A 12061-nucleotide genomic window follows, 5' to 3' on the forward strand; every position below is an offset into this window, starting at 1 on the left:
CGTACCGGGGCAACCGCCGATCGCGACAACACGTATGAGGTTACACTCAAACTTGGTTGTTTCATCGTTGGTTGTCTCAGGGGTGGTCGTGGACGGTTTTGTCGGTCGGGACCGTGAGCTTCAGCTCCTGAGCGGCATGCTCGCTCGGGTGCAACGGGGCGGCAGGGCTGGTCGGCCGGGTCGCGCACTCCTCATGCGCGGTCGCCGACGGGTGGGCAAGTCCCGGCTGGTTGAGGAGTTCGTGGAGCGCGCCGAGGTGCCGTACCTCTTCTTCACCGCCTCCGCGCAGCCGAGCGTCGCCGCCGACCTCGCTCTCTTCGTAGAGGAGGCGGCAGCCTCGACGCTGCCGGGCGCACAGCTCCTTCGCGAGCAGCAACCACAGACCTGGGATGCCGCGCTGAGCCTGCTCGCCGCCGCGCTGCCGATCGACCGGCCGAGCGTCGTCGTCCTCGACGAGATGCCGTACCTCATCGCGGGCGACCCGGGCTTCGAGGGGACGCTGCAGAAGATCTTCGATCGTGAGCTTTCCCGACGGCCGGTCCTGCTGATCTGTGTCGGATCGGATCTGGCGATGATGGAGGCCCTGAACGACTACGGTCGGCCGTTCCACCAGCGGGCCACCGAGATGGTTATCCCGCCGTTGAGCCCGGCCGACGTTCGCGACATGCTGGACCTGTCCGCCGCCGACGCGTTCGACGCCTACCTGGTGTCAGGTGGTTTGCCGCTGATCCTCGACGAGTGGCCGACCGGCGTGTCGGTGCATGACTATCTGGCCGACGCCGTACGGGACCCGACCTCGGCCCTGTTGGTCAGCGGCGAACGGGCGCTGGCTGCGGAGTTTCCGCCCCAGTCTCAGGCGGGTCTGGTGCTGCGGACCATCGGCTCCGGTGAGCGGACCTTCTCGCTGATCGCCCGCGCGGCGGGGGATCTTCCGCAGGCGTCGCTCAACCGCGCCCTGCGCCTGCTGACGCAGAAGCGGGCCGTGGAGGTCACGGTTCCGTTGTCCACCAGGCCTTCGCGGGAAACCCGGTACACGGTGGCTGATCCGTACCTGCGCTTCTGGCTGTCCTTCCTGGGCCCACACCTTTCCGAGATCGAGCGGGGACGGGGTGATCTAACCCTGGCCCGGATCCTCCGGTCCTGGACGTCCTGGCGAGGGCGGGCCATCGAACCTGTCGTTCGTGAGGCGCTGCGCCGGCTGCCCGGCGAGCACCTGCCGGCGGAGGCAGCGACGGTCGGTGGCTACTGGACCCGGACAAACGATCCGGAAATCGACATAGTCGGTGCCGACCGGGAGCCCGTCGCTCGGCGCATCAGCTTCGTCGGGTCGATCAAATGGCAGGAGAACCGGCCGTTCGACGCGCATGACCTCGGCCGGCTGCTCCTGCACCGGTCCCAGCTGCCCGGTGCCGACGAGTCGGTACCCACACTTGCCGTGGCGCGCAGCGGCACCTCCGTCGACGGGCTGAACGTTTTGTCGCCGGAGGATCTGCTTAGCGCGTACCGGGATTGAACTTTCGTCGGGTGCCGGCCGTACCCATGGCCGAGGATGTCGGTGCGGTGAGTCCGCCGTACCGCTGCCGAGCTGCGGGAGGCCTGCCGTGCGAGTTGGTGAGCAGTCGACGGATCCCATCGATCAGGTACTGGGGGAGGTGCCAATGCCGGCACCGCTGACCCCGGAGGACGTTCGGCTCGCGGTCCGGGCGGTGGTCGTGCACACCGCCGAGGAGTGGCCCACGGGGCCGCTGTGCCGCAACGACGGCGCCTCCTACCCGTGCCGCCTGCACCGCTGGGGGCGACGGGTGTTGGAGACACACGGGCTCAACGAGCGGCAGATCGAGGCGGTGATCCGGCACGGCAACCCGTTCGTGCACGTGCCCTTCCCCTTCACGGCGACCGGGCCGTCGCGGCAGCAGGCCGCGCGGGCCGTCCCGCCCGGAGTACGGCCCGCCGCCGCTGGCCGGCCGGTGACCCGCCCGGTCACCGCGCCGCGCTGGCCCCGGGCGAGCTGAGCACCCGTCCGCCCGACCCCGGGGCGACAGGACGCCGGCCCGGCGCGAAGATCCCCTCCGCGTCGGGCCGACGTCACGCGCGTGGCGGATGGCTCAGTTGCCGACCCCGCAGTCCGGCGCTGACCAGTTCGTCGTGTTGGAGGTGTCGTCGCTGTTGTTCTCTCGACGCGAGTCGACGTGCACGTGGTCGTCGTGATCGGGATAACCCGGCCCGTAGATCCCGCTGAAGCCGTTGCTGCGGGCGCTGCGGGCGGCCTGGCACAGCGTGGACGACCGCGGGGTGACGTCAGCCGCGTTGCCATAGAGGTGCTGGCTGTCGGACGCGCCGCCGACCTGGTTGTTGCAGGCACGGCTGCGGAAGCCGCTGGACACGTCGAGCGGTTTGTCCCCGAGGCTCTTGCGCAGCGCCTCCAGCTTCCACATGGTGCGCAGCGCGTTCTGCCGGGTCTGGGCCGCCGAGAGCGGGCCACCGCTGTAACCGGACCCGCCGCACCCGTCGTCCAGTTCGCTGTGGCTGAAGTGCGCGGGCGTGCAGTCGTTGTCCTGTAGCTGGTACAGCTTGGTGTAGGTCTGCGGGCCGGCGACGCCGTCGGCACGCAGCCCGTACGCCTGCTGGAACCGCTTGACCGCGGCGGCGGTCTTCGGTCCGAAGAGGCCGTCGTTCTCCACGATGTCGCGGTAGCCGGCCCAGCCGGCGATCCGGATCTGCAACTGGCGGACATCGTCGCCCGAGCGCCCCTGGTACAGGTTGCGGTTCCAGGTGTAACAGCCGTCCGCGTGTGCCGCCGGCGCGGCGACCACCGTGGCGATTGCTGCCCCGGGCAGCGCCAGGGCGAATGCGACGGCGACTCGCTTCAAGGTGTTTACGCGCACAGAAGTCCTCCCGATAGGAGAGCGAATGGGGTGGCTCCAGGACATCGACCGAGAAGTCCCGCGATTTCCACCCTGACACTCATCGGGGCCGTTGGAGGTGATTAACGAGAATCGTCCTCACAAACTGTCGTCCCTGGGTATTGGCTGGCAATTAGGCTGATTTACGAAACAGCCATTCCCCACCGATCGCCCCTGCCGGGCCCAACCATGACCAAGCACACCGAACGTCGCAATCAACGACACCGAGGGTGATGTTCCGTGGCCATCGGCGGGCGGTAACGTCAGCCCCGGACGGCGGACTGGCGGAGGTGCACGTGGCACGCGGTGGCGTCTTCTGCGTCGAGGGTCAGTGGCACCGGGACCTCAACGAGCGGGGTTCCGTGTTGCCCACCCTTGAGCTGCTGGAGCGGCTCGGCAAGATCCGCTTCATCCACAAGGACGCGGCCACGCGCGACGAGCTGTTCTACTTCCTGGACCGCTGGCTGCTCAAGCAGTACGCCGACCACCGGGTGGGCTTCTTCGCCATGCACGGCGAGCCGAGCCGGCTCTGCCTCACCGACTGGCAGTCCGTGGAGCTGAACGAGGTGGCCGACCTGATGGCCGGCCGCGCCGAGGGGCGGCGACTCTATTTCGGCAGCTGCTCGGTGCTGCGCGCCTCGGACGCGGTGTTGCGCGAGTTCCTGGAGGTCACCGGGGCGGCGCTGATCTGCGGGTTCAGCCGCGAGGTGGACTGGGTCGAATCGGCGGCCTTCGAAACCGTCCTGCTCGACGTGCTCGCCAACGGTCAGCGGCACAACGCCGCCGAGCTGCGGATGGGCTCCGCCCACTGGGCGCCGCTCGCCTCGTACCTCGGCTTCCGGGTGATCTATGCCAACGGCCGTTCCTGGCGTCCCTCCGGCCGCCCCCGGGTGCCCACCCAGGCGGCGCGCCGCTCCACGGCCCGGCCCCACTGACCCGCCGCCGCCGCTCCGCCCGCGCCCTGGTAGGAACGGGGGATGGCGCGCAGCATCGCACGGAACACCCGGGTCGACCGGGACAGCCTGCTCGACTTCCTCCGGCCGCGGCACCGCGTCGTGCTGATGACCACCCGGGCCGACGGTCGCCCGCAGTCCTCCCCGGTCTCGGCGGGGATCGACGGGCAGGGCCGGCTGGTGGTCTCGACCTACCCCGAGCGGGCCAAGGTGACGAACATCCGCCGCGATCCGCGGGTCTCGGCGTGCGTGCTCAGCGACGACTGGAACGGCCCCTGGGTGCAGATCGACGGCACCGCCGAGGTGCTCGACCTGCCCGAGGCGGTGGAGCCGCTCGTCGACTACTTCCGCAGCATCTCCGGCGAGCACCCGGACTGGGACGACTACCGGGCGGCGATGGTGCGCCAGGGCAAGTCACTGATCCGGGTCACCATCGACGCCTGGGGCCCGATCGCCACCGGAGGCTTCCCGGCCCGCCTCGCCGACTGAGGCCGGCGCCGAGCGGCTCGGCGGTCGTACCGGTCAGTCGACCAGGGCGGCGTAGACGAGTTGGCGCAGCTGGGAGCGCAGCGGGTGGGTGCTCGACGGCATCAGCTGGGCGAACAGCAGCGCGGTGACCTCCTCGGCCGGGTCCACCCAGAAGGCGGTGCTGGCCACCCCACCCCAGTAGAACTCGCCGACGCTGCTCGGCACCCGGCTGGGGATCGGGTCCTCGACCACCGCGAACCCGAGGCCGAAGCCGATCCCGTCCAGGGTCGTCTCCGCGAAGCCGCCGGTGGACAGCGTGCCCAGGTCCTGACCACCGGGCAGGTGGTTGCGGGTCATGAACCGCACCGTGCGCGGCCCGAGCAGCCGGACCCCGTCCAGTGTCCCGCCGCGCAGCAGCAGTTGGGTGAAGCGGTGGTAGTCGGCGGCGCTGGAGATCAGACCGCCACCGCCGGAGAACAGGGTCGGCTTGCGGTACGCGCGCGCCCCGACGCTGTCGTGGCGGACGGCCCGGCCGCTGCGCGGGTCCGGTACGTAGAGCGCGGCCAGCCGCCCGGCCTCGTCGCCGTCCACCCACCAGCGGGTGTCGGTCATGCCCAGCGGGCCGAAGATCCGGTCGGCGAAGAACGCGTCGAGGCTCTGCCCGGAGATCACCTCGACGAGCCGGCCGAGCACGTCGGTGGCGACCGAGTAGCCCCAGGCGGAGCCGGGCTGGAACAGCAGCGGCAGCTCGCCGAAGGCCGCACACGCGCCGGCGAGGTCGACGTCGTCCGGCGGGTGCAGGTCGTAACCGGCGGCCCGGTAGAGCCCGTCGACCACCGAGGTCTGTAGGAAGCCGTACGTCAGCCCGGCGGTGTGGGTGAGCAGGTGCCAGACCCGGATCGGCTCGGTCGCCGGCACGGTGAACGGCTTGAGTGTCGACCCCTTGGAGTAGACCCGCAGGTCGGCGAACTCCGGCAGCCAGCGGCTGATCTCGTCGGTCAGCTCGAACCGGCCCTCCTCCCACAGCATCATCGCCGCGACCGAGGTGACCGGCTTGGTCATCGAGTAGATCCGCCAGAGCGTGTCGGCCTCGACCGGCGCGCCCGACTCCCGGTCGGCCAGCCCGTACGTCGAGGAGTGCGCCACCTCGCCACGACGGGTGACCACCACCTGCCAACCGGCCAGCCGGCCGTCGTCGACGTACCGGCCGAAGTGCTCGTCGATCCGCGCCAACCGCGTCGGGTCGAAACCGATCTGATCCGGGTCCGTGCTTCGCGCCACACTCACGCCGCCGAACCTACTAGCCGGTACGCCGAGACCGGAAGGGGGCCGCCACCGGCCGCACCCGCGCACCTGTCGACGCCTGTGCCGATTAGCCTGGCCGGATGCCGGAGCTGACCGAGGACGTGACCTTCCGCAACGAGGACTGGTACGGCGAGGAGTTGGTCGACAGGCACTTCGTGGGTTGCGAGTTCTTCGGTGTGGACCTGACGGAGGCGGTGAGCCGGGGCGCGGTCTTCACCGGCTGCACGTTCGGCAACGTGCTGTTCAACGCCTCCCGGCACGTCGACTCCGCCTTCACCCGTTGCGTCTTCCGGCGGTGCAACTTCTTCGAGGCCGAGTTCGTCGGCTGCAAGCTGGTCGGCAGCACCTTCGTCGAGTGCGACACGCGTCCGATGGTGGTGGACGGCGGTGACTGGTCCTTCGTCGCGCTGCCCGGCGCCGACCTGCGCGGTGTCCGGCTGACCGGGGTGCGGATGCGCGAGGTGGACCTGACCCGGGCCAATCTCACGGGCGCCACGGTCACCGGCGTCGACCTGTCCGGAGCGCAACTGCTCAATGTCCGGCTCGGCGGCGCCGACCTGCGTGGCAGCGACCTCACCGCGCTCGACCCGACGGTCGTCGAGCGGGAGGGCGCCATCGTCGACGCCGAGCAGGCCATCGTGATCGCCCAGTTGCTCGGCTTCCGGATCGGCTGACGCGAGAGGCGCCGGCGATCCAGTCCGTACCCCGTTCGAGCGGGCCGGGCCGTCCGACAGCGTCCGGTCGCGGGCTGGACACGTCCGGCGCTCCGGATCTAGCGTGTCGTCCACACCGGTGCACACGTGAAACGACCCACAGTGGACGGCACGGCTCGCGACGGTCGATGGCAGCCGGGGCGGTGGAGGTGGAGGGGTCGGTGGCGGACGACGACCACACGAGGACGCAGACCCGCGCCGGGCTGCGCCGGGTCGCCCGTGCCCGGCAGCGGCGGCGTTGGGCGGTGGAGGGCGGCGCCGTACTCGTCTGCCTGGTGCTGTTGGTCTCGTACCTCGCCAGTCGGTCCGACCCGGAGCCCGGCGACGACCAGGCGGGCCGCGCGGGGGAGGTGCCCGCCGGCGCCGCCCGTTCCGCCGCGCACCCGGCCACCGACGGGCGCACCGGTGACGCGGGGCCGGCGATGCCGGGTCTGCTTCCGCGTCAGCGCCCACCCTCGCCCGACCCGCCTCCCCCCACCAGCGCGTCCGCCGCGCCGCCCGCGTCACCCGGGTCCCCGGTGCTGTCGGTGACCCAGGCCGATATGCCCGCCGAGGTCGACCTCACCGCCGTGGGCGCCCGGGACTGGATGCACTGGGGGTCCCGCGGGGGCACCTCGACGGTCCGCAAGCGCGCCGGCTCCGGGGAGATCGTCGACGCGGGCGGCGCCGGCACCCGGGTCGGCTGGGACGGCAACCAGGAGTACGTCCGCTGGTCCGACGGCGCGTCGCAGCGCTCGGCGAACGACAGTTCCGAGGGCGTCTACACCTGCGGCGCCGGCAACGGGTTCAGTCTCGCCGTCGCCGGCAGCGGCGAGCCGCGCACGGTCCAGGTCTACGGCGGCACCTGGATGGCTCGGGGTCGGCTGGTGGCACGCCTGTCCACGGGTGGGCCTGCCAGCACCGCGGTGCTGGAGGACCCGTACACCAGTCGGAGCGCCCAGTTCACCGTCCGGTTCGCCGCGCCGAAGACCGCCCGACTGGTGCTGACCTGGACCGTTGACAAGGTCTTCACCCCGCACTGCGGCAACGTCGGCCTCCAGGCCGTGGCGGTGCGCTGACCGATCGATCGCACAGCGGGACAGTTTGTCCGTCGCGCACTGTCGAAGAGGTCGTAACTTTCTGCTGTCCCCATCCGACTATCCAGTGTGGAGGCAGCGGAGATGAGCAGCAGCACCGTCCACCGCGTCCGTCGCGCCGCCAGGTCCGGTGCCGATGAAGTGTCCGGGGAGGTGCTCCGCGACATTCCCCTGCCGCCGTACGTGACCTGCGAGGACACCCAGTTCGCGGTGCGGGCGGTGGTGGTGCACGCCCCCCAGCGGTGGTCCGGCGGAGTGGTCTGCCGCAACGATGCCAGCCCGCACCCGTGCCGCCTGCACCGCTGGGGCACCCAGGTGCTCACCCTGCGCGGGCTGCGGGCCGCCGACATCGACGCGCTGATCGAGCGGGGCGACCCGACGGCGGTGGTCCCCCCACCGGACCGTCCGGCCTGACCGTGCGGCCGGCCGGGAGGCGCGGATACGCCTCCCGGCACTCGCTCAGCAGGTGATCGGCTTGACCCAGGAGCACTCGACGCCCTCCGGGGTCCGGGGCGTCTCCGGCACCGCCGGCGGTGCCATCCGTGCCGCGCTGGCCGCCCCGTCCTCGCGGTATCCCGCCAACGCCACGGCGATCTGGTCCTCCAACGGCTTGACCGACGCCGCCAGGTAGTTGTTCAGCAGGATGGAGAACGCCAACAACCGGCCGTCGGCGCTCGTGACGTAGCCGGAGAGCCCGGAGACACCTGTCAGACTGCCGGTCTTGGCGTGCACGTTGCCCGCCGCAGGCGTGTTCGCCATCCGGCTGCGCAGGGTGCCGCCGACGAACCGGTCGGGTTGGCCGGCGATCGGCAGTGCCGAGTACCAGGTGGCGAACCACGGTTCGGCGCGGATGGCGCTCAGCAGGTCGACGAACTCCGTCGCGGGGACCAGGTTGCGCCGGGACAGCCCGGACCCGTCGCGCTGGCGCAGTTTCCCGGTGTCCAGGCCGGCGTCGGCCACGTACTCGCTGATCGCGGTCAGTCCGGCCGTCCAGGTGCCCGACCCCGAGCGGACCCGGCCGATCTCCTTGGTCAACACCTCGGCGTGGCCGTTGTTGGAGAGCTTGAGGAACGGCGTCATCAGCTCACCCAGACTCATCGACTCGTGCCGCGCCACCGGGTCGGCCGTCTCCGGGGTGGGCTGGCCGAGCACGGTCCGGCCGAGCACCCGGACGCCGTGCCGGTGCAGCGCCGCCCGGAACACGTCGGCCGCGTAGCCGGCGGGCTCCTCGACTGTCACCCAGTCGCTGACGGGCTCGTTTCCGACGGCGATCTGACCGCTCACCACGATCGTGTTGTCGCCGTGTACGCGCTCGATCGAGATCGAGGTCGCGCCGTCGGTGACCGTGCGGGCGCGGTTGTCGATGCGGACGTACGCGGTGGGCGGGGTGGTGCTGATCACCGGTGCGGCGCCGGGCCGCGTTGCCGGGGTGGCGCTCACGATCACGGTGCCCGCGTCGTAGTCGGTGCTCGGCGCGACGGTGAGCGCGGACACCTGGGCGGCGTAGTAGTAGGGCTCGTCGTCCCAGGTCCAGTCGGGGCCGAGCCGGGTCTGGTCGTAGCGGGTGTCGTCGGCGACCAGGTTGCCGGCGACCACGCGCACGCCGTCGGCGGCGACCTGCGCGGCGAGCGCGTCGTAGTCCGTGGCGAGCATCGTCGGATCACCTCCGCCGCGAAGGTAGAGGTTGCCGGAGAGCAGGCCCGCGCGGCGCTTGCCGGTGGCGCGTACGTCGGTGCTGAAGCGGTGCCCGGGGCCGAGCAGTTCGAGGGCCGCCGTCGAGGTCAGCAGCTTGGTGTTCGAGGCCGGGATCAGCCGGCGGTCACCGTTGCGGTCGTAGAGCGTCTGGCCGGTGCTGGTGTCGAGCACGACCACCGACGCCTGCGCGCCGGCAAGCCGGGCGTCGGCGAGGATCGTGTCGATTGTGGCGTTCAGTCGGGTCGTCGCGGGCGTGGGCGACTCGGCCGTGGCGCCGGGCGCTCCGGCGGTGGCCGCGACGGCGGCGAGCGTGAGCAGCGCGAGGGCCCGGGAAAAGTGACGGCGATGCATGCGCCGATGCTGTCATGAGGTGTGTTCGCCGGAGAAGGGCATCGGGCGCCGGTCCTCGCCGGACTACGTCGGCCGGCCGACCGACTTGTCGTGACCACCCCAGTAGTGCCGCTGGGCACCCATCACCATCGGCGCGACAAGCGCGGCGAGCGCCCCACCGAGAAGCGGGAAGACGATGAACACCCAGAGCTGCCGCAGCGCCACGCCACCCTCGAAGACCGCCGGGCCGAACGCGCGGGCCGGGTTGACCGCGGCGCCGGTGAGCGTCACGCCGATCAGCTGGGTCGCCGCGAGGGCCAGCCCGATGGCCAGACCGGCGGTGCCCGGATTCTCGCTACGACTGGTCACCACCAGGACGACAAGCACGAAGAGGAAGGTCAGGACGACCTCCAGCACCGCTGCCCCGCCCCGGTTGATGTGCGCGCCGTAACCGTTCGTGCCCAGCGCCCCGGTCTGGTCCGCGACGTCACCCCAGCGGGTCAACGCCCAGAGCACGAAGCCCGCCACCGTCGCACCGACGAACTGCGCGATCCAGTACGCCACCGCGCCGATCACCGAGATCTTTCCGGAGAGCAGCACACCGAGCGTCACCGCCGGATTGACGTGGCTTCCGGACAGTGGGCCGATCGTGTAGACGAGGGCGACCATCACGAAGCCGAAGGCCAGGGCGACCACCACCACGCCGCCCTGGACCCGAGCCGCGACCGCACTGCCGACCCCGAAGAAGACCAGCAGCAGAGTGCCGAGGAACTCGGCCGCGTACCGACGGAAGTCGCTCATGAACTCAGCGTAGGCGCAGGTCAGATGGCTGTTGCCGGAATGGCTGTCTGTGATCGACACGACGGCAGGTACGGGCACAGCGGTGCTCACCGGGGCGTTGCACCCGAGGTGGACACCCACTCCGCGGACGTCGTGGTGATCGGCGCCGGCCAGGCTGGCCTGAGCGCCGGCTACCACCTGCGTCGTACCGGCTTCGCGCCGGGCAGCGGCTTCGTCATCCTCGACGGCGACAACGGACCCGGCGGTGCCTGGCAGCACCGCTGGCCGACTCTGGTCTTCGACCGGGTGCACGGCTTCCACGATCTGCCCGGCCTACCGCTGCCGCCCGCCGACCCGCAGCGCCCGGCCGCCGAGCAGGTGAGCGCCTACTTCGCCGCGTACGAGAGGGCCTTCGACCTGCCGGTACGGCGACCGGTGCGGGTCCGTGCGGTGCGCTCCCGCCCGGACGGGCGGCTGGACGTCCACACCGACGCGGACCGGTGGACCGCGCGGGCGCTGATCAACGCGACCGGCACGTGGACCCGGCCGTTCTGGCCGCACTACCCGGGCCGGTCGTCGTTTCGGGGCCGGCAGTTGCACACCGCCGACTACCGGGGCCCGGCCGAGTTCGCCGGCCTGCGGGTCGTGGTCGTCGGTGGCGGGACATCCGCCGTGCAACTGCTCGGCGAGGTGTCCACCGTCGCGGCGGCCACCACCTGGGTCACCCGCCGGCCGCCGAAGTTCCGGGACGAGACGTTCGACGCGGAGCTGGGCCGTGCCGCGGTCGCCCGCGTGGACGAGGCGGTCCGGGCCGGCCGCCCGCCGGGCAGCGTGGTGGGCGTGACCGGGCTGCCGGTCACCCCGGAGGTACGCCGGCTGCGCGAGCGGGGCGTCCTGGACCGGCTACCCGTGTTCGACCGGATCACACCCGACGGGGTGGCCTGGGCGGACGGGCGATTCGTGCCGGCGGACGTGATCCTCTGGTGCACCGGATTCCGCGCCGCCATCGACCATCTCGCCCCGCTGGGCCTGCGCGCGCCGGGCGGCGGTATCACGATGGACGGCACCCGGGTGGTCGCCGACGACCGGATCCACCTGGTCGGGTACGGCCCCTCGGCCAGCACGATCGGCGCCAACCGGGCCGGCCGTGCCGCCGTCAACGAGATTCGCGCCTGGCTGGCCCCGGCCCCCGCTCTCGACTGACCTGGCTCTATTTGACGGATGACCGGCCAGCGGGCACGGTGGGAGTGACGGGGCCGTCAGCTGCCCCGATTCGATGCGACGGCGACGACCGTCCGCCCTTCTGTCGCCTCCCACGTGTGCTCGTACGCGAGCCGACCGTCCGGTCTGTGCGTCATTGCGACCGCGAGCCGAGAATCCACGAGGAGTTCCGCCCATGCTCACCATGACCGACAACGCCGTGCTCGTCATCCGTGACCTCGCCAACCAGCAGGACGTCGCCCAGGACGGCGGCGTACGCATCGCCGCCGACACCGAGGCCGGCTCGCTGACCGTCGAGTTGGTGCCCGAGCCGGTGCAGGGCGACCGTGTGGTCGACAACCAGGGTGCCCGGATCTTCCTGGACGAGGACGCCGCCGAGCTGCTCGGTGACGCCTCGGTCGACGCCACCGTCGACGACGAGGGCGTCATCCAGTTCGGCTTCACCGAGCGGCAGTAGGCGCGGCCCGGCGGGGTGCTGGGGACAGGAGCGCGCGGCGCCGCTTCGACAGTTGTCGGAACGTCGCCGCGCTCTGGCCGTCTCCCACCATCGCAGCCGTTCGGCGGTACGCCGGCAGGGACCTGGCTCGACCGACTCTTGGTGCCGGTCCGCGTACTCG

At 71.5% G+C, this 12061-nt stretch carries 13 protein-coding genes; 9 read left to right on the forward strand and 4 right to left on the reverse strand.

Translation table 11 applies throughout. The features are described 5' to 3' along the window. Window positions 1–88: 88 nt before the first annotated feature. Entirely contained in the window at window positions 89–1513 is a 1425-nt protein-coding gene (locus ACGFH8_RS13725) for an ATP-binding protein (protein ID WP_393366890.1), read from the forward strand. Window positions 1514–1658: 145 nt separating this feature from the next. Next, the gene (locus tag ACGFH8_RS13730) at window positions 1659–2012 is read left to right on the forward strand and encodes a hypothetical protein (protein WP_393366892.1); all 354 of its coding nucleotides are present in this window, start codon (window positions 1659–1661) and stop codon (window positions 2010–2012) included. A 93-nt stretch (window positions 2013–2105) separates the two neighbouring features. On the opposite strand, the gene ACGFH8_RS13735 is transcribed toward ACGFH8_RS13730, so the two are convergent. Beyond that, window positions 2106–2885 (reverse strand): D-Ala-D-Ala carboxypeptidase family metallohydrolase, encoded by a 780-nt coding sequence (locus ACGFH8_RS13735; protein ID WP_393366894.1) that lies wholly within the window; start codon window positions 2883–2885, stop codon window positions 2106–2108. 314 nt (window positions 2886–3199) lie between these two features. Between ACGFH8_RS13735 and ACGFH8_RS13740 the strand changes: the two genes are divergently transcribed. Both ACGFH8_RS13740 and ACGFH8_RS13745 read left to right on the forward strand, forming a co-directional pair. Beyond that, entirely contained in the window at window positions 3200–3838 is a 639-nt protein-coding gene (locus tag ACGFH8_RS13740; RefSeq protein WP_393366896.1) for a DUF6642 family protein, read from the forward strand. Window positions 3839–3880: 42 nt separating this feature from the next. Beyond that, a complete protein-coding gene (locus ACGFH8_RS13745; protein WP_393366898.1) occupies window positions 3881–4345 on the forward strand; it encodes a PPOX class F420-dependent oxidoreductase in 465 nt (154 codons plus the stop codon). Window positions 4346–4378: 33 nt separating this feature from the next. Here the strand turns inward: ACGFH8_RS13745 and ACGFH8_RS13750 are convergent, their stop codons facing one another. After that, the gene (locus tag ACGFH8_RS13750; protein WP_393366900.1) at window positions 4379–5611 is read right to left on the reverse strand and encodes a serine hydrolase domain-containing protein; all 1233 of its coding nucleotides are present in this window, start codon (window positions 5609–5611) and stop codon (window positions 4379–4381) included. A gap of 98 nt (window positions 5612–5709) precedes the next feature. Between ACGFH8_RS13750 and ACGFH8_RS13755 the strand changes: the two genes are divergently transcribed. The 3 genes from ACGFH8_RS13755 to ACGFH8_RS13765 all read left to right on the forward strand — a co-directional run bounded on the left by ACGFH8_RS13755 (window position 5710) and on the right by ACGFH8_RS13765 (window position 7832). Next, window positions 5710–6303 carry a pentapeptide repeat-containing protein gene (locus ACGFH8_RS13755; RefSeq protein WP_393366902.1) on the forward strand — a complete coding sequence of 198 codons (594 nt, stop codon included), beginning with the start codon at window positions 5710–5712 and terminating at the stop codon, window positions 6301–6303. Window positions 6304–6503: 200 nt separating this feature from the next. After that, window positions 6504–7400: a hypothetical protein gene (locus ACGFH8_RS13760; RefSeq protein ID WP_393366904.1), complete on the forward strand. Its 897-nt coding sequence runs from the start codon at window positions 6504–6506 to the stop codon at window positions 7398–7400. Window positions 7401–7502: 102 nt separating this feature from the next. Continuing rightward, window positions 7503–7832: a hypothetical protein gene (locus ACGFH8_RS13765; protein ID WP_393366906.1), complete on the forward strand. Its 330-nt coding sequence runs from the start codon at window positions 7503–7505 to the stop codon at window positions 7830–7832. Window positions 7833–7877: 45 nt separating this feature from the next. Here the strand turns inward: ACGFH8_RS13765 and dacB are convergent, their stop codons facing one another. Both dacB and ACGFH8_RS13775 read right to left on the reverse strand, forming a co-directional pair. Continuing rightward, window positions 7878–9464 carry a D-alanyl-D-alanine carboxypeptidase/D-alanyl-D-alanine-endopeptidase gene (dacB, locus tag ACGFH8_RS13770; protein ID WP_393366908.1) on the reverse strand — a complete coding sequence of 529 codons (1587 nt, stop codon included), beginning with the start codon at window positions 9462–9464 and terminating at the stop codon, window positions 7878–7880. Between the two features lie 63 nt (window positions 9465–9527). Continuing rightward, window positions 9528–10244: an MIP/aquaporin family protein gene (locus ACGFH8_RS13775; protein ID WP_393366910.1), complete on the reverse strand. Its 717-nt coding sequence runs from the start codon at window positions 10242–10244 to the stop codon at window positions 9528–9530. 108 nt (window positions 10245–10352) lie between these two features. On the opposite strand from ACGFH8_RS13775, the gene ACGFH8_RS13780 reads away from it, so the two are divergent. After that, complete coding sequence (locus ACGFH8_RS13780) at window positions 10353–11426, forward strand: NAD(P)-binding domain-containing protein (RefSeq protein ID WP_393366912.1); 1074 nt, start codon at window positions 10353–10355, stop codon at window positions 11424–11426. A 193-nt stretch (window positions 11427–11619) separates the two neighbouring features. Beyond that, entirely contained in the window at window positions 11620–11901 is a 282-nt protein-coding gene (locus ACGFH8_RS13785) for an adhesin (RefSeq protein ID WP_355032899.1), read from the forward strand. The last annotated feature ends 160 nt before the right edge of the window (window positions 11902–12061 follow it).

Origin of the sequence: Micromonospora sp. NPDC049175 (assembly GCF_043197345.1) — a bacterium.
Taxonomy (GTDB): domain Bacteria; phylum Actinomycetota; class Actinomycetes; order Mycobacteriales; family Micromonosporaceae; genus Micromonospora.